The sequence below is a fragment of the Pseudomonas sp. lyk4-TYG-107 genome (assembly GCF_030209055.1).
GTDB classification, from domain to species: Bacteria; Pseudomonadota; Gammaproteobacteria; order Pseudomonadales; family Pseudomonadaceae; genus Aquipseudomonas; species Aquipseudomonas putida_A.
Map to the genome: position 1 here is coordinate 48,989 of NZ_JARVST010000003.1, position 16,751 is coordinate 65,739.

A 16,751-nucleotide genomic window follows, 5' to 3' on the forward strand; every position below is an offset into this window, starting at 1 on the left:
TTGTCTGTTATTTATCCGGTGATGCTACTGGCCCTTTCGCGAGCAGGCTCGCTCCCACAGGGATTGTGTTCACGCTGGAGATCCAATGTGGGAGCGAGCCTGCTCGTGAGGGCGATCATGCCGTCGCCACAGAAACATCAGGCTCAACCACCGCAACCAACCCCTCCTTCATCCGCTGCGCATCGCGCACAAAACACCGCGCCGCCAGAAACAGAAACACCATGGTGAAGAACAGCGCCACCGGTATCAGATACATCGCGTCATGCAGCCCGACCGCCTTGAACGCCTCGGTCATCTGCTCGGCCCCCGCCGAGAGCATCGCCGATTTGGCGAAATGATCGGACAAGGCCCCCACCACCACTGGCCCCAAGCCGCCGCCGAGCAGGTACAGCCCGGCAAAGAACAGCGGCATCGCCGTGGCCCGCAGGCGTGGTTCGACCACGTCCTGAATCGCCGTGTACACGCAGGTGTAGAAGTTATAGGCAAACAGCCAGCCGACACTGAACACCGCGACGAACACGCCGATCTCGACCCGTCCGGCATGCAGCGCCCACGCGGTGCACAGGGTCGAGATGATCAGACTGAAGCCGGCAAACAGCAGCCGGCCGTTGGCGACTCGTTGATGAATCTTGTCAGCGATCCAGCCGCCGAGGGTCAGACCGATCAACCCGGTGACGCCGACGATCACGCCGGTCGCCACCGCCGCCTCCTGCAACGGCATCAGGAAGTAGCGCTGCAGCATCGGCACCAGAAACGAGTTGCAGGCATAGGTGGCGAAGTTGAAGCACAAACCGGCCATCACCAGCCACAGGAATGTCGGCACCGCCAGCACCCGGCGGATAGGCTTGTCGACTCTCTCTTGGGACACCTGCACGGTTTCCGCCGCGCCGCGTTTGGGTTCCTTGATGAAGAACATGAACACCGCGAGGATCAGCCCCGGCACCGCCGCGATAAAGAACGGCGCGCGCCAGCTGTCGAAGGCCTTGACCATCGCGCCGATGGTGAAGAACGCCAGCAGCAGGCCCAACGGCAAGCCGAGCATGAAAATACCCATGGCCCGCGCCCGACGGTGCGCCGGGAACAGGTCACCGATCAACGAGTTGGCGGCCGGCGCGTAACTGGCCTCGCCAATGCCGATGCCCATGCGCACCAGCAGAAAACTCCAGAAACTGCCGACCAGCCCGTTGACCGCGGTCAGCGCGCTCCAGGTCGCCAGGCCCCAGCCCATCAATTTGCTGCGCGAACCGGTATCGGCCATGCGCCCCAGCGGCAGGCCGGCGATCGCATAAACCAGGGTGAACGCGGTGCCGACGATTCCCAGTTGAAAATCGCTGAGGTGCCATTCCATGCGGATCGGCTCGATGATGATCGCCGGAATGGTGCGGTCGAAGAAATTGAACAGGTTGGCAAGGAACAACAGGAACAGAATGCGCCAGGCATTCGCCGCTTGGGTCGAGTTCTGCATGGGTCCGTCTCTTTATTGTTATGTGGGCTTCACTGCCGACGCATCCGAGCCCGGAACCTGCAATCTAGACAGGCCTGCCGGGGCTGTCTGTGATCATTCGTCAGCCTGATAACGGGCCATGGCACTGTAACGAAACGTAAGCCCTTGATAACACTGAAATCCCCCATAAACCGGGGGTTTCGCGGCAAAACCCGGCTACAAAAAAATACTTTCGCGCCCCCCTTCCCAAGTTCATGGCGAAGCCTAGAATAGCCGCCGGATCCGTCCGGATTCGCCGATCAACCCCTTTGATACCCTCCCCATGTCCGAAGTCAGTCCGTGTCTGAATTGCGGTGCCTGCTGTTCCCATTTTCGCGTGTCTTTTTTCTGGGGTGAATGCGCCTCCTCCGGCGGTACGGTGCCCGATGAACTGGTGACGCAGATCAGTCCCAGTCGGGTAGCGATGAACGGCACCGACTGCAAATCGCCGCGGTGTACGGCGTTGATCGGTGAAGTGGGCAGTAACGTGCAGTGCTCGATTTACGAGCAACGCTCCAGTCCCTGCCGCGAATTCGATGCTTCCTGGGAATACGGCGAACAGAATGTCGATTGCGACAAGGCGCGCGCCCGCTTCGGCTTGCCGCCGCTCGAACCGGAATGGAATCAGATCCCTTACGACCAAAGCGCCTGATGGTTTAGCGCCAATCGCTATAAGGCTCATGCCGAAATGGTTGGCGCCAATGTGCCACTACCGCTTGCATGGCAAAAACCGCCTCTATACTCCTCTCATTCGCCTGCGTTGCTGACGCAGCAGGGACGACTTCACAGACGGGGATGCTATGGAGTGGCTTGGTTTGCAGTTTGTTACCGAGCTGCCGCAGAGCGGGCAGGTCATTCTCGATTGCACACACAATCCCTTGCTGGTGCTGGTGGCCTATCTGGTCGCCTGCGCCGCGAGTTTTGCCACCCTCGACATGGCCGAGCGGGTTGGCCACGCCGAAGATCCGGGTTCGCAGCGGGTCTGGCGCTGGATCGGCGCCACCTGCCTGGCTGGCGGCATTTGGGCCATGCACTTCATCGCCATGCTGGCATTCCAGGCGCCGCTGGAAATCCATTACGAACTGGCCACCACTCTGTTTTCCCTGGTGATCGCCCTGCTCGCCTCATGGCTGGCGATGCACACCCTGAGCGTGCCTCAACCCTCGCTGATGCAATACCTGAAAACCGCCATCGTTATTGGCCTGGGCATCGCCGGCATGCATTACGTCGGCATGGCGGCGATGCACTCGGTGGCCACTGCGTATTACCAGCCGCTGCTGTTCTGCCTGTCGATCGTGATTGCCATCGGCGCCAGCTTCGCCGCGCTGTGGGTCGCCGGTTATCTGCGTGAAGGCAGCGGCCGTTTTCATCAGTTGCTCAAATACACCGCCGCAGTGATCCTCGGCGCCGGCATCATCAGCATGCACTTCACCGGCATGGCCGCGTTGCATCTGGTGGTGCCCGAGGGCGCAGCACCGACCCTGAGCGGCGAAACCAATTACCTGCAACTGGGCCTGACCGTCGCATTGATCATCCTGCTGATTCTCGGCAGCGCGATCAGCGCGGCACTCGCCGACAAGAAACTGCAAAGCAAGGAACACGATCTGCGCCGGGTCAACGCCCTGCTCGGCCAGCTCGATCAGGCGCGGATGTCATTGCAGCAAGTGGCCAATTACGACGCGCTGACCAACCTGATCAACCGCCGCGGTTTCAACCAGCTTTTCGCCGAGAAACTCAACCAGAAAACCAGCGAAGGCGGCATGCTCGCGGTGATGTTTCTCGACGTCGACCACTTCAAGCGAATCAACGACAGCCTCGGCCATGACGCCGGCGACGCCCTGCTCAAAGTCATCGCCAATCACATCAAAGGCTCGGTGCGCAGCCATGAAGACGTGGTCGCCCGCTTCGGCGGTGACGAGTTCTGCATCCTGATCAGCCTGCGTGAACGTGAGGAAGCGCGCAACATGGCGCAACGGATCATGCTGAAAATGAAGGAGCCGATCGAACTGGCCGGCCGCCGTATGGTGATGACCACCAGCATCGGCATCAGCCTGTTCCCCGACGACGGCACCACCTGCGAAGAACTGCTCAAGCACGCGGATCTGGCGCTGTATCAATCCAAGGGCGCCGGGCGTAACGGCCTGCATTTTTTCAGTGCCAACATGAAGACCCGCGCCAGCCTCGAACTGCAACTGGAAGAAGAACTGCGCCAGGCCCTGCGCGAAGAAAACGGGCTGACGCTGTATTACCAACCGATCTTCGAACTGAAAACCGGTCGAGTGACCAAACTCGAAGCGCTGATCCGCTGGCAGCATCCGGTGCATGGCTTGCTGGCCCCGGATCGCTTCATCGCGATCGCCGAAACCAATGGCCTGATCGCCGAACTGGATAACTGGGTGTTGCGCCGGGCCTGCACTGACCTTGGCGAACTGACGCGGCATGGCTGCAACGACCTGAAAATCGCCTGGAACTGCTCGCCGCTCAACCTTGCCCGGGAAGAGCTGGCCGATGAGATCGAAAGCGCACTGCGCAGCGCTGGCGTTGCGCCGGAACGGCTGGAACTGGAAGTCACCGAAAACGCGCTGATGGGCAACATCGCCAACACCCTGGTGCTGCTGCGGCAGATTCGCGCCCTCGGGGTGTCGCTGTCGATCGACGACTTCGGCACTGGCTATTCATCGCTGGCCTACCTCAAGCGCCTGCCGCTCAATACGCTGAAAATCGACCGCTCGTTCATCCTCGACATTCCCACGGCGACCGCCGACATGGAGATCGTCCAGGCGATCATCGTCATGGCCCACACCCTGCATTTGCAGGTGGTGACCGAAGGCGTGGAGAGCCTGGAACAGTACGAATTCCTCGAGCGCTCAGGCTGCGATTTCATTCAGGGCTACCTGCTCAGCCGCCCGGTGCCGCTGGACGAGTTACGCCCGGTGCTGGAAGAAATCAATCAGCGCAAACACTCGCACGCGGTCAATCCGTTGAGTCTGGCGCGCGGTACATTTGTACCAGTGTCGCTGGATCCTTCTGCAAAAAGCCCTGCGCCCCATGCAGGCGCATCAATTGTGCGGCCAATCCGCTGATCGGCGTGGCCGAGCCTTGTTCGCGGGAGAATTTCACTGCGGTATCGAGGTCCTTGAGCAGCGTGCGCACGTGCCATTTCACCGGTTCGAAACGGCTCTCGGCCATTTGCGGGGCGAGGATCTGCAACGGTTTCGAATCGGCAAAACCACCGGCCAGCGCTTCGGCAATCAGGCTCGCATCGACTCCGGCCTGTTCGGCCAGCGCCACTACTTCGGCGATCACCAGCGCATTGCAGGCGACGATCATCTGGTTGCAGGCCTTGGTCACTTGCCCGGCGCCGATGCCACCCATGTGCGTGACCCGTTGACCAAGGCTGAGCAGCACCGGGCGCACCCGCTCCAGATCCGCCACCGCGCCGCCGACCATGATCGCCAGACTGCCGGCCTCGGCACCCACCACGCCGCCGGACACCGGTGAGTCGAGCCAGCTCATCCCGGTCTTGTCGGCCAACTCGGTGGCCATTTCGCGGGTAGCGGTCGGTTCGAGGCTGGAAAAGTCCACCAGCAACTGGCCGCTTTTCGCACCTTCAGCGACACCCCCGGCGCCAAACACCACCTCGCGCACCACCGCCGTGTCGGCCAGACAGAGCATCACCACGTCCGCGTGTTCGCACAGTTCAGCGGGGCTTGCCACCTGCCGGGCGCCGGCTTCGACCAGTGGCGCGCACTTGGCGGGGTTGCGGTTCCACACGGTCAACGGGTAGCCGGCAGCCAGCAAACGGCGGCACATCGGCAGGCCCATCAGGCCGATTCCGGCAAAACCCAACGAAGGGAGCGTTGACATCATTTCGCCTCTTTTTGATTAAAGATCACTGAATAATGGCCGATTCATGAACGATCAGGAAAGGATTCCCCCGTGCGACGATCAGGCCAAGCCCCTGACGCCCGGGCCAAATTCGCGCAATAAAAGACGCGAGATCTTATTCCGTGAGGCTCGCTGACACTGGTCAGCGGACCAACCAGTCCAGGTATATGGCGCACAATGACTTCTAAAAACAATCCCGCCACTGCGGTATCCGATCTGCCCCTGAGCCCTGCCGCAAACAGCCCGTCATCATCGAAGCCATTGCCTCCCTCGCGCCCGCTGGGCACTCAGCAATATCTGTACTACACCGAAACCAACACCGACCGCATCCTCGACAACCTCGATGGCCTGCGTGATCTGGTGTTCCCGCGTCCACCGCACCTGGAAGGCGACAACGAACAGCACAACGATCAGGAGTTTCCGTCGGTGTGCCTGATCGGCCTCGGTCGCTGCGGCTCGAACATCGCACTCGACGTCGCGGAGCTGGTGTACAACGCGCGCAAGTTCTACCTCAACGAATTCAACAACGAAGACCGCGCTGCTGACCGCCGTCTGGCCGACAAGGGCTACAGCCCGGCGCAGTGGATCAAAAACAACCTGCGGATCGGCACCAACAAGTCGAGCAAACCGGTGTTCCTCGTCGAACCGCTGGTGATGCTCGGCGACCTCGACAAGGACATCGCCGGGCGCATCCGCTTCTCGCGCAAGGGCGAGAAAAGCGGCTTCCTGCGCGATTACAGCAAAATGAAGATCATGGACTTGTCCGAAGTCCACGCCGGTGGCGCCGGTAACGCGCCAATCCTCGGCCAGTATCTGGCGAAGATCATCCTCAACAAGGACACCCAGCGCTTCTCCAGCCCTGACTGGAAAATGATCCACTCGTACCTGATCGACAGCTGCGGCATCAAGGCCAACCAGTCGCGCCTGTACTTCTCGATCTTCAGTGCCGGCGGCGGTACCGGTTCGGGCATGGCCTCGGAATTCGGTCTGGCCCAGCAGCACTCGTACATGAACAAGACGTTCGACACCAAGCCGATGGACGAGCACGACGGCAAGAGCGGGCATTCGTTCGTGTTCGAGCCGATCTTCACCAGCGGCATCTGCGTGCTGCCGAACATTTCCGATCACCGCAGTGAAATGTCCGAGGCGCTGCACATCAACGCCGGCCGCCTGCTGTGCAAATACCTGTCGGAAGAATGGGATTTCTCCTACAACTTCGCCAATGAAGACAGCAGCGAAGCCAGCGTCATGGGCCGTATCCGCCCATGGAACGCGATGATGCTGATCTCCAACGACATCATGCGTTACGCCGAAGAGAGCGATGACGGCAACATCCAGAACATTGATGTCAATGCGATGGAAAAGCACGCCAACCAGTACATCTCGCAGCAGATTTTCAACATTCTGACGGCGCAGGCGGTGACCACCGACTACGACCAGAACTACTTCCGCCGCGCCGGCATCGACATCGGCGAAACCATTCGCCTGGATGCCAACGACCTGTTCATGAGTCTGGCCGGCCCGGTGGCGATTGCCTACGCCGAATCGGTGGTGCCGGAAACCCCGCCGCCGAGCAGCGACAAGTTCAAGGTGTTCGACAAAGAGCCACAGCGCCTGAACATCGACGACCTGTTCTTCCGCTCGATCGACCTGCCGCACTTCAACAAGGTCACCCAGGCCATCGAAGGCATCAGCCTGCTGCCGATCGAATCCAAGCGCTATCGCGCCTCGCTGGAGCAGTACAAGAATTCCGGCTACGACGCCGCGGCGCTGCACGACCTGCACTTCTTCAAGAACTGCTCGTCGGTGGTCTCGATCGTCTCGTTGCCCAAAGACTACAAGCTGTCGTACATGGATCTGAACCGGTTGAAGACCCACCTCAACAGCCTGTTCCCCAACACCACGCTCAAGCGTTATGCGCTGGTGATCGGCGCTTCGGCCAACCTGTCGCTGACCACCCTGATCGCCAAGAGCCCGTGCCTGTCGGACGACTTCCTGACGTTGATCGTGGCGTTCATCAAGCGCTGCTTCGCCAAGACGCCGTACCGTTTTGACGAGACTTTGGACAACTCGATCCTCGACTTCATCATTAATGAAGAGTTCGACGAAGACCGCATCGACGATCTGCTCAACGAGTTCGAGAACCCGGCGAAGATCCTCGACACCAACTGGTACGCGATCAAGCCGATGTACGAGAAGAAGTACCGCGAGCTGATCAACGACAAGGACAAGTTCGTCTCGATTAACGACATTCGCCTGTCGCGCGATTGCGTGAAGAAAGCGATCAAGTACCTGCGCGAGATCTACCGTCACCGGATCGGCAAGACCAAGGTTATTTCCCTGAATAACCATACCGGGAAGACTTACTCGGTCTAAAGTCAGACCGAGTCGCCCCAATCGCTGGCAAGCCAGCTCCCACAGGGTCTGCGTGAACACAACTATTTGTGAACACCACAAAACCTGTGGGAGCTGGCTTGCCAGCGATGGGGCCGGCAAATTCTCTGAAGATTTCAGTCATTCCAAAATCCAGAAACAATTAAGCAGCCCTCAGGCTGCTCAATAAACTGTTCCCGTTACGTTTACGTCACCGTGAGGCCACCCACGCTTGTGGCCTTTCTCTACGGCAACGTGCCATCACGCTACTCGGCTACACACTTTTCGCCGCTGGCCAGGCGCACCATAAAGGTGCACAGCCTCAGATGGCCGCCCTTTCCTGGATCATAATCCACGGACTCACCACCACCGCCCACAGCTGTGGATCACGCTCGAAAATATCCAGCGCCCGCGTTTCAGACAGCTTGGCGACCTTGTCCTCGGCCAGCCAGGCGGCGACTTTCTCGCCATCATCCGAGGCCACGGCCTCGGCGGCGGCGATCAAATCCAGAGCCGGGTCGACCCACAATAGGGCACCCTTGGCGAAGAACGGCTCCAGCTCTTTCCAGGTAATAGATGCGGTTTCACCAAGCAGCTTGGCATAGAGGGTGCTAGGTTCTTGATTCATGGGACTGTCCGGAAAAGAAATCGACGCGAATGATAACGTCGGTGGTCCGGCAGAAAAACCCGGTTGCAAATGGCTTCACCGAACGAAAAGAGCAGGAACGCCAAGGAATGCTGGTGTTTGGGATATATGCCCGCGAAAGCCCCGCCGCAATTCTGTCTTTTTCATTCAAAAATGCGACACCCCCAAGTTTTGTCCCTCGGCGCCTGCTTCCCAGGCCAACAACCGGCGCTCTACACTGTACCGGTACAGTTGCCGGGGGCATTTCCGGAGGGTATCGCAAAGATATCTGACCCGGTTCTGCTGCTACGGCGCCAGAACTCAAAAAAATTACAACAGTAAGAGTGGAGCACTATGACTAAGGCTACTAAGCAGATTTCCAAACTGTTTGCCGCTATGGTTCTGGCCGGGGTTGCCAGCCATTCGTTCGCCGCTGACACCATCAAGATCGGTATCGCCGGCCCTAAAACCGGTCCTGTAGCCCAATACGGCGACATGCAGTTCAGTGGCGCGAAAATGGCCATCGAGCAGATCAACGCCAAGGGCGGCGTCGACGGCAAGAAACTCGAAGCCGTTGAATACGATGACGCGTGCGATCCGAAACAAGCGGTAGCGGTCGCGAACAAGGTCGTCAACGACGGCGTCAAGTTCGTGGTCGGTCACCTGTGCTCCAGCTCCACTCAGCCTGCTTCGGACATCTACGAAGACGAAGGCGTCGTGATGATCACCCCGGCTGCCACCAGCCCGGACATCACCGCCCGTGGTTACAAAATGGTCTTCCGCACCATCGGTCTGGACAGCGCCCAGGGCCCTGCCGCCGGTAACTACATCGCCGACCACGTGAAGCCGAAAATTGTCGCCGTACTGCACGACAAGCAGCAATACGGTGAAGGCATCGCCACCGCAGTCAAAGCGACCCTGGAGAAGAAAGGCGTGAAAGTCGCCGTGTTCGAAGGCGTCAACGCCGGCGACAAGGACTTCTCTTCGATGATCGCCAAGCTCAAGCAAGCCAACGTCGACTTCGTCTACTACGGCGGCTACCACCCGGAGCTGGGTCTGATCCTGCGTCAATCCCAGGAAAAAGGCCTGAAAGCCAAGTTCATGGGTCCGGAAGGCGTGGGTAACGACTCCATTTCGCAGATCGCCAAAGAGTCCTCCGAAGGCCTGCTGGTGACCCTGCCGAAATCCTTCGACCAGGATCCGGCCAACGTTGCCCTGGCTGATGCCTTCAAGGCGAAGAAAGAAGACCCGAGCGGCCCGTTCGTGTTCCCTTCCTACTCGGCGGTTGAAGTGATTGCCGGCGGTATCACCGCAGCCAAATCCGAAGACCCTGCCAAAGTGGCCGAAGCCATCCACGCCGGCACCTTCAAGACCCCTACCGGCGACCTGAGCTTCGACGCCAAGGGCGACCTGAAGGACTTCAAATTTGTGGTTTACGAGTGGCACTTCGGCAAACCGAAAACTGAAGTTTCGCCTCAGTAAGGCGCGCCCTGACTGACTGCCAATAAAGCCCACGGCGTGCCGTGGGCTTTGTTTTACGAATGTATGGGCCGCGCTGGCGTGATCCGCCAGTCTCCCCACCTGAAAATCTCAAAACCGTCATCAGCGGTTCGCTGGCAAAACCCGGATTCGAAGTGGATAAAGATCCACGGGGCCGGGCGGGAAAATGACTCCACCAGTGAAATGCGTATCAGGTTTTTAGGAGCGTTGTAATGCCTGACATCTATCACTTCTTCCAACAGCTGGTTAATGGCCTGACCATTGGCAGCACGTATGCCCTGATCGCCATCGGCTATACGATGGTTTACGGCATCATTGGAATGATCAACTTCGCCCACGGCGAGGTGTACATGATCGGTTCCTACGTGGCGTTCATCGCTATCGCCGGGCTGGCCATGATGGGAATCGACAACGTCCCGCTGTTGATGACCGCCGCGTTCATCGCGAGCATCGTCGTCACCAGTTCCTACGGTTACAGCATCGAACGGATCGCCTACCGCCCCCTGCGCGGCAGCAACCGTCTGATTCCGCTGATTTCCGCAATCGGTATGTCGATCTTCCTGCAGAACACAGTTCTGCTCGCGCAAGACTCCAAGGACAAATCCATCCCCAACCTGATCCCCGGCAACTTCTCCATCGGGCCAGGTGGTGCACATGAAGTGCTGATTTCCTACATGCAAATCGTGGTGTTCGTGGTGACCCTGATCGCCATGCTCGGCCTCACGCTGTTCATCTCCCGCTCTCGCCTGGGTCGCGCCTGCCGCGCCTGCGCCGAAGACATCAAGATGGCCAACCTGCTGGGCATCAACACCAACAACATCATCGCCCTGACCTTCGTCATCGGTGCCGCGCTGGCAGCCGTCGCCGCTGTGCTGCTGAGCATGCAGTACGGCGTGATCAACCCCAACGCCGGTTTCCTCGTCGGCCTCAAGGCCTTCACCGCTGCGGTACTCGGCGGGATCGGCAGCATCCCCGGCGCCATGCTCGGCGGGCTGGTGCTTGGGGTGGCGGAAGCCTTTGGCGCCGATATCTTTGGCGACCAGTACAAGGACGTCGTGGCTTTCGGCTTGTTGGTTCTGGTGCTGTTGTTCCGTCCGACCGGCATTCTGGGCCGTCCGGAGGTTGAGAAGGTATGACTAAAAATCTTAAGCAAGCACTCTTCAGTGCGCTCTTGGTTTGGGCGGTTGCGTATCCGGTACTCGGTCTGAAACTGACCATCGTCGGCATCAACCTCGAAGTGCACGGCACCAGCCCGGCCATTCTGGCGACCATCGCCGTGTGCTCGGTGCTGATGTTCCTGCGCGTGCTGTTCAACCAGCAGATCAGCAAGGCGTGGAAATCCTCGCCGGGCCTGCCGTTGATCCCGGCCAAGGCCAGCAACTTCCTGACCCTGCCGACCACGCAACGCTACATCATCATTGCGCTGATCCTCGGTGCACTGGTGTGGCCGTTCTTCGGCTCCCGCGGAGCGGTGGACATCGCCACGCTGATCCTGATCTACGTGATGCTCGGCCTTGGCCTGAACATCGTCGTCGGTCTGGCCGGTCTGCTTGACCTGGGTTACGTCGGCTTCTACGCCGTCGGCGCCTACAGCTACGCGCTGCTGTCGCACTACTACGGCCTGAGCTTCTGGATCTGCCTGCCGATTGCCGGCCTGATGGCGGCGACGTTCGGCTTCCTGCTGGGCTTCCCGGTGTTGCGTCTGCGCGGTGACTATCTGGCGATCGTGACCCTGGGTTTCGGTGAGATCATTCGTCTGTTCCTGCGTAACCTGACCGACATCACTGGTGGCCCGAACGGCATCAGCAACATCGAGAAACCGACGTTCTTCGGCCTGACCTTCGAACGTAAAGCGGCGGAAGGCATGCAAACCTTCCACGAATATTTCGGCCTCGAATACAACTCGATCAACAAGGTGATCTTCCTCTACCTGGTTGCCCTGTTGCTGGCGCTGGCAGCGCTGTTCATCATCAACCGCCTGCTGCGCATGCCGATCGGCCGTGCGTGGGAAGCGCTGCGTGAAGATGAAATCGCCTGCCGTGCACTGGGTCTGAATCCGACGATCATCAAGCTGTCGGCGTTCACCCTGGGTGCGAGCTTCGCCGGTTTCGCCGGTAGCTTCTTCGCTGCCCGTCAGGGTCTGGTGACGCCGGAATCGTTCACCTTCATCGAGTCGGCGATCATCCTCGCCATCGTCGTGCTGGGTGGCATGGGCTCGCAACTGGGCGTGATTCTCGCGGCCGTGGTGATGATCCTGTTGCCGGAAATGATGCGTGAGTTCAGCGAATACCGGATGTTGATGTTCGGTGCGCTGATGGTGTTGATGATGATCTGGCGTCCACAAGGTCTGCTGCCGATGCAACGCCCACACATGGAGTTGCGAAAATGAGCCGCGAGATCCTTAAAGTCGAAAACTTGAGCATGCGCTTCGGCGGCTTGCTGGCGGTCAATGGCGTGGCCCTGACCGTCAAGGAAAAACAAGTGGTGGCGCTGATCGGGCCGAACGGCGCGGGCAAGACCACCGTGTTCAACTGCCTGACCGGTTTCTACCAGCCATCGGGCGGCAGCATCCTGCTGGACGGCGAGCCGATCCAGGGCCTGCCGGGGCACAAGATTGCCCTCAAGGGCGTGGTGCGCACCTTCCAGAACGTGCGGTTGTTCAAAGACATGACGGCGGTCGAGAACCTGTTGATCGCCCAGCACCGTCATCTGAACACCAACTTCCTGTCCGGCCTGTTCAAGACCCCGGCGTTCCGCAAGAGCGAACGCGAGGCCATGGAATACGCCGAATACTGGCTGGAAAAGGTCAACCTGAAAGAGTTCGCCAACCGTACCGCCGGCACCCTGGCCTACGGTCAGCAACGACGTCTGGAAATCGCCCGCTGCATGATGACCCGTCCGCGGATCCTCATGCTCGACGAACCGGCCGCCGGTCTGAACCCGAAGGAAACCGAAGACCTCAAGGCGCTGATCAGCGTACTGCGTGAAGAGCACAACGTCACCGTGCTGCTGATCGAACACGACATGAAACTGGTCATGAGCATTTCCGACCACATCGTCGTGATCAACCAGGGCACACCTCTGGCTGACGGTACGCCGGAACAGATCCGCGACAATCCTGAAGTGATCAAAGCCTACCTGGGGGAAGCGTAAATGCTGCAGTTCGAAAACGTTTCCACCTTCTACGGCAAGATCCAGGCCCTGCACAGCGTCAACGTCGAAGTCCGCCAGGGCGAGATCGTGACCCTGATCGGTGCCAACGGTGCCGGCAAGTCCACGCTGCTGATGACGCTCTGCGGTTCGCCGCAGGCGCACAGCGGCAGCATCCGCTACATGGGTGAGGAGCTGGTCGGCCAGGACTCGTCGCAGATCATGCGCAAGAGCATCGCCGTGGTGCCGGAAGGTCGTCGGGTGTTCGCCCGACTGACCGTCGAAGAGAACCTGTCCATGGGCGGCTTCTTCACCGACAAGGGCGACTATCAGGAGCAGATGGACAAGGTCCTCGGCCTGTTCCCGCGCCTGAAAGAACGCTTCAACCAGCGCGGCGGCACCATGTCCGGCGGCGAACAGCAGATGCTCGCCATCGGCCGGGCGCTGATGAGCAAGCCGAAACTGCTGCTGCTCGACGAGCCGTCGCTGGGCCTGGCACCGATCATCATCCAGCAGATCTTCGACATCATCGAACAGCTGCGCAAGGACGGTGTAACGGTGTTCCTGGTCGAGCAGAACGCCAACCAGGCGCTGAAAATCGCTGACCGTGCGTACGTTCTGGAGAACGGTCGCGTGGTCATGCAAGGCACCGGTGAAGCGCTGCTGACCGACCCGAAAGTGCGCGAGGCGTACCTCGGCGGTTGATCCTTTTCGCTGAACAAAAAACGGCCTTCGGGCCGTTTTTTTTGTGCCTGGCAGATAGATTGAATCCAACACAGATCCCCTGTGGGAGCGGGCTTGCTCGCGAAAGCGGTGCGTCATTCAGCAAATGGGCTGACTGAAACTCCCTCTTCGCGAGCAGGCTCGCTCCCACAGGGAAGATTTGTAGCAACCGCTTAGTACGGGTTGCAGTGTTGGGCTACAGCGGTGGCCTGATCGACATAAGGCCGTGCCGGCTCAAGGTTCCACTCAGGCTTGTTCCTCACAGGCTTGCCGTCGTAGACCGCCGCCAGATGGCAAACCATCTGCCGCCGCAATGACCCGCCATTGACGCTGTACTCACGCCATTGCGCATCGTCCTTGTGCTTGTTGTACAGCTCGGCAAACATCCGGTCGGTCTGGTCGTCCTTGATCGCCCGACCACACGCAGTCGGTACTACCGAGAGCGACCAGGTCTTCGGCCCCAGTTTCGGATCGGGACGTTGTACCCAGGTGCTGGACTCGATGTACTTGTCGCAGAATTTCGGTTCTGTCGGCGTCGAGGTCTGGATGCACGAGAATGTGGCCTTGGCCACCGGCGTTCTCGGGAAGTCGATCTTGATGATGTTGCGATCCTTGCCGGTCTTGGCCTTGTAATCCTTCTGATTGGCCAAGGCATCATTCAAGCCGCGCTGATCGCTGTAGAAAAACGCCAGAATCGGCAGTTCATCGGTTTTCGGATTGCCCAGGCGCAGCTCCGTCTGAGTCTGAAACTCGCGACTGTTGATGACTTTGCGCGCGCCCATGAAGTTACGAAAGGCGTCGACCCGCTCCTTGCTGCTCATCGGATTGCGCATGTTGAAACCGCACTGCAACTGGTCCTGCTGGCGATTGTTGTTGTACTGGGTGAAGTGCGCCACCCAGGCATTCGGACTCGTGATAGGTGGCTTCATGGCCTGGCATACTGCCTCGGTCGGGGCGGTGTTCTTGTTGTCGCCACAGCCACGATCGTTGCGAAAGTCGGTCCAGGCATCGTTGGGAAACGCGCAATAGACATGCACCGGCGTCTCGGGGTCTTTCACCAGATCCCGGGGCGTAATCAGGTAGCCGTTCTGCGTGCTCATGCCAGGGTCTTCATAACTGATGCCGTCGGCGCGCATGAACGAGGCGGCAAATGTGCCCAGCTCCACGGCTTTCGGGCTGGGGTTCCAGACGTCCCACTTTTGCCCCTTGGCCGGATCGGCCCGGTGCGTGCCGCGCACCAGCAGCCCCGAGCAGTCCGATGCGGGGTCCTGCCCGCAACTGTCGACGGTATTGTTATAGAGCTTTTCCACCTTCCTCAGCGTCTCGTCGCATGACTCGGCACTGGCCCATGCCGCATGCACCAACAGCGGCAACACGAGCAACGGGGCGATCCTGTTCAGACGTTTCTTCATGGCTTGCATCTCCTTGATTAGCCAACACACTCAACGCGGGACCGGGTTGCAACCCGCGGCGCGAGTCTCGCTGTCCGACAACGCCGGCCGGAACGGCTCCAGGTTCCATGGCGTCTTGTTGCGGTAATTGACCAGCACGCAGCGCAGTTGCTGACGCATGCTGCCAGCGGACTTTTCGTTGTCGCGCCAGTTGCTGTCCGGCCCCTTGAGGGCGAACAACTGATCGTAAAGAGCGTCGACCTGCTCACCGGGCAAGGCGCGCCCCGCTGCCGTGGGCACAACGCTCAGGCTCCATTCATCCTTGCGGGTGCCGGGGTCATAACGTTTGACCCAGTTGGCGGAGGCGATGTATTGCGGCGCCGGGGCGCCACCCACCACCATCTCGGCGATCGCCTGATCGGCGGCGACATAGCTGAAACGCCGCTCCGCAGGCTGGGTGAAATCCAGGCGCAGGATCGGCACGCTGTAGCCCTGGGCCTGAAGTTTTTTCTGGAAATTGCGCGCGCTGTTCAAGCCGTTCTCCGGTTTCGGTGGCGCCTGATCTCCGCGAGTGGCGAAGTTCTGCGTGCTGTTGACGTTGTAGATAAAGGCATCGATGTACTTCATGTTTTCGCTGCCGTCGTTGCTCGCGGTGGCGTTCTTCAACATGAACTCGTTGACCTGGGCACTGAAGGCAAAGGGGTCCCTGTTGGTGGTGTTCGGGCGCGACTCATGCACGCGGATCATCGCGTGCCAGTCGCTGGGTTTTTCCGCGTTCCACGAACATTGGCTGTACTGGATCGGCCCCTTCATCAGCCCGGTGTATTTCTGCGTCCACTGCTCGGCGGTGGTGACACCCGCCTCGGCACAAGTGCCGTAGGCCAGTGCGGCATTGCGGTTGTTCAGCGTGCCTTGCGCCGCACGCGGCGGTTCGCGGCTGTCGAAGAAGCCGCAGCCATACCACTTGCGCTCCGGCCCGGTACCGCCATCAAACGCATAGATGCAGGTGAAGCCTTGCTCCTTGACCGGCAGCTTCAGCGCCGCTGCATCGGTGGGTGTGCGCAGGATGAAACCGGCCGGGTGAATGAGAATGCGCGTGCTCAGATCCTTGCGAATCCACGAGTAGGACGTCGCGCCGATCTTGATTGCATAAGGGCTGTAATCCCACGGATTGAAGGGCCCGTCATTGACCATGCGCAGGGTCACGCCGCTGCAGTAATACAGCCCGCGCGCGGCGCCGGTATCCGGTTCCTGACAGCTGTCCTTGAGGGTGTTGTAGTTGTGGTTGATGCGCTTGAGCGTGTCCAGCGGATCAATCTGCGTCTGCGCGCAAACCGTGCCAGACAGCAGGGGCAGCGTGCAGGCGAGCGTAAAAGATGAAGCCGTGCGCAATAGCACAGCGCGGGCTGAGCGATCCTTCGTCATGAGATACCGTCCTGGTAAATCGGCCTGTGACAGGGGCCGTTGCTATGACTATAGACGCGCAACCACAGAAATCCCCTGCGGCAGCTCCTACAGGGTTTTGCATTTTTTTCTGAAAAATTTCGGTGGCGCTGTAACGCATCGCCATGGGCGTTCTCTAGTGGGGTAAGCAAGCGCACTTCGCTTGTAAAACCCA

13 protein-coding genes are annotated in these 16,751 nt (G+C 59.7%); 8 read left to right on the plus strand and 5 right to left on the minus strand.

Features of this window, described 5'->3' with window-relative positions:
* Window positions 1-115: 115 nt before the first annotated feature.
* Window positions 116-1,465 carry a spinster family MFS transporter gene (locus QRN61_RS03655; RefSeq protein ID WP_285373247.1) on the minus strand — a complete coding sequence of 450 codons (1,350 nt, stop codon included), beginning with the start codon at window positions 1,463-1,465 and terminating at the stop codon, window positions 116-118.
* A gap of 301 nt (window positions 1,466-1,766) precedes the next feature.
* On the opposite strand from QRN61_RS03655, the gene QRN61_RS03660 reads away from it, so the two are divergent.
* Together QRN61_RS03660 and QRN61_RS03665 are read left to right on the plus strand one after the other, a co-directional pair.
* Window positions 1,767-2,135 carry a YkgJ family cysteine cluster protein gene (locus QRN61_RS03660; RefSeq protein ID WP_098967577.1) on the plus strand — a complete coding sequence of 123 codons (369 nt, stop codon included), beginning with the start codon at window positions 1,767-1,769 and terminating at the stop codon, window positions 2,133-2,135.
* Between the two features lie 148 nt (window positions 2,136-2,283).
* Window positions 2,284-4,566 (plus strand): putative bifunctional diguanylate cyclase/phosphodiesterase, encoded by a 2,283-nt coding sequence (locus tag QRN61_RS03665; RefSeq protein ID WP_027614386.1) that lies wholly within the window; start codon window positions 2,284-2,286, stop codon window positions 4,564-4,566.
* On the opposite strand, the gene QRN61_RS03670 is transcribed toward QRN61_RS03665, so the two are convergent.
* A complete protein-coding gene (locus QRN61_RS03670; RefSeq protein ID WP_178085263.1) occupies window positions 4,457-5,353 on the minus strand; it encodes an NAD(P)-dependent oxidoreductase in 897 nt (298 codons plus the stop codon). The two genes, QRN61_RS03665 and QRN61_RS03670, sit on opposite strands and share 110 nt — an antisense overlap.
* 195 nt (window positions 5,354-5,548) lie before the next feature.
* Here QRN61_RS03670 and QRN61_RS03675 point away from each other — a divergent pair, with 195 nt between their 5' ends.
* Window positions 5,549-7,747, plus strand: a complete 2,199-nt coding sequence (locus QRN61_RS03675; RefSeq protein ID WP_285373248.1) for a hypothetical protein — start codon at window positions 5,549-5,551, stop codon at window positions 7,745-7,747.
* A 319-nt stretch (window positions 7,748-8,066) separates the two neighbouring features.
* On the opposite strand, the gene QRN61_RS03680 is transcribed toward QRN61_RS03675, so the two are convergent.
* Window positions 8,067-8,372, minus strand: coding sequence for a DUF2288 domain-containing protein (locus tag QRN61_RS03680; RefSeq protein ID WP_097086583.1), 306 nt, complete (start codon window positions 8,370-8,372; stop codon window positions 8,067-8,069).
* Window positions 8,373-8,723: 351 nt separating this feature from the next.
* Between QRN61_RS03680 and QRN61_RS03685 the strand changes: the two genes are divergently transcribed.
* The 5 genes from QRN61_RS03685 to QRN61_RS03705 all read left to right on the plus strand — a co-directional run bounded on the left by QRN61_RS03685 (window position 8,724) and on the right by QRN61_RS03705 (window position 13,724).
* Entirely contained in the window at window positions 8,724-9,851 is a 1,128-nt protein-coding gene (locus QRN61_RS03685) for a branched-chain amino acid ABC transporter substrate-binding protein (RefSeq protein ID WP_007969483.1), read from the plus strand.
* Between the two features lie 230 nt (window positions 9,852-10,081).
* The gene (gene livH / locus QRN61_RS03690; protein WP_047601144.1) at window positions 10,082-11,005 is read left to right on the plus strand and encodes a high-affinity branched-chain amino acid ABC transporter permease LivH; all 924 of its coding nucleotides are present in this window, start codon (window positions 10,082-10,084) and stop codon (window positions 11,003-11,005) included.
* Window positions 11,002-12,258, plus strand: coding sequence for a high-affinity branched-chain amino acid ABC transporter permease LivM (locus tag QRN61_RS03695; protein WP_096797533.1), 1,257 nt, complete (start codon window positions 11,002-11,004; stop codon window positions 12,256-12,258). The genes livH and QRN61_RS03695 overlap by 4 nt, the downstream gene beginning before the upstream one ends.
* Window positions 12,255-13,022 carry a high-affinity branched-chain amino acid ABC transporter ATP-binding protein LivG gene (gene livG, locus QRN61_RS03700; RefSeq protein WP_007969480.1) on the plus strand — a complete coding sequence of 256 codons (768 nt, stop codon included), beginning with the start codon at window positions 12,255-12,257 and terminating at the stop codon, window positions 13,020-13,022. The genes QRN61_RS03695 and livG overlap by 4 nt, the downstream gene beginning before the upstream one ends.
* On the plus strand, window positions 13,023-13,724 hold the full coding sequence (locus QRN61_RS03705; protein ID WP_003222380.1) for an ABC transporter ATP-binding protein: 702 nt from the start codon (window positions 13,023-13,025) through the stop codon (window positions 13,722-13,724).
* Between the two features lie 191 nt (window positions 13,725-13,915).
* On the opposite strand, the gene QRN61_RS03710 is transcribed toward QRN61_RS03705, so the two are convergent.
* A complete protein-coding gene (locus QRN61_RS03710) occupies window positions 13,916-15,154 on the minus strand; it encodes a DUF2599 domain-containing protein (protein ID WP_285373249.1) in 1,239 nt (412 codons plus the stop codon).
* 30 nt (window positions 15,155-15,184) lie between these two features.
* The gene (locus QRN61_RS03715; protein ID WP_222016113.1) at window positions 15,185-16,558 is read right to left on the minus strand and encodes a DUF2599 domain-containing protein; all 1,374 of its coding nucleotides are present in this window, start codon (window positions 16,556-16,558) and stop codon (window positions 15,185-15,187) included.
* Between the last annotated feature and the right edge of the window lie 193 nt (window positions 16,559-16,751).

Coding starts and splice junctions, on each gene's coding strand:
- QRN61_RS03695 (WP_096797533.1), top strand. CDS start 11,002: ATGACTAAAAATCTTAAGCAAGCACTCTTCAGTGCGCTCTTGGTTTGG.
- QRN61_RS03705 (WP_003222380.1), top strand. CDS start 13,023: ATGCTGCAGTTCGAAAACGTTTCCACCTTCTACGGCAAGATCCAGGCC.
- QRN61_RS03715 (WP_222016113.1), bottom strand. CDS start 16,558: ATGACGAAGGATCGCTCAGCCCGCGCTGTGCTATTGCGCACGGCTTCA.
- QRN61_RS03710 (WP_285373249.1), bottom strand. CDS start 15,154: ATGAAGAAACGTCTGAACAGGATCGCCCCGTTGCTCGTGTTGCCGCTG.
- livH (WP_047601144.1), top strand. CDS start 10,082: ATGCCTGACATCTATCACTTCTTCCAACAGCTGGTTAATGGCCTGACC.
- QRN61_RS03685 (WP_007969483.1), top strand. CDS start 8,724: ATGACTAAGGCTACTAAGCAGATTTCCAAACTGTTTGCCGCTATGGTT.
- livG (WP_007969480.1), top strand. CDS start 12,255: ATGAGCCGCGAGATCCTTAAAGTCGAAAACTTGAGCATGCGCTTCGGC.
- QRN61_RS03665 (WP_027614386.1), top strand. CDS start 2,284: ATGGAGTGGCTTGGTTTGCAGTTTGTTACCGAGCTGCCGCAGAGCGGG.
- QRN61_RS03680 (WP_097086583.1), bottom strand. CDS start 8,372: ATGAATCAAGAACCTAGCACCCTCTATGCCAAGCTGCTTGGTGAAACC.
- QRN61_RS03660 (WP_098967577.1), top strand. CDS start 1,767: ATGTCCGAAGTCAGTCCGTGTCTGAATTGCGGTGCCTGCTGTTCCCAT.
- QRN61_RS03675 (WP_285373248.1), top strand. CDS start 5,549: ATGACTTCTAAAAACAATCCCGCCACTGCGGTATCCGATCTGCCCCTG.
- QRN61_RS03670 (WP_178085263.1), bottom strand. CDS start 5,353: ATGATGTCAACGCTCCCTTCGTTGGGTTTTGCCGGAATCGGCCTGATG.
- QRN61_RS03655 (WP_285373247.1), bottom strand. CDS start 1,465: ATGCAGAACTCGACCCAAGCGGCGAATGCCTGGCGCATTCTGTTCCTG.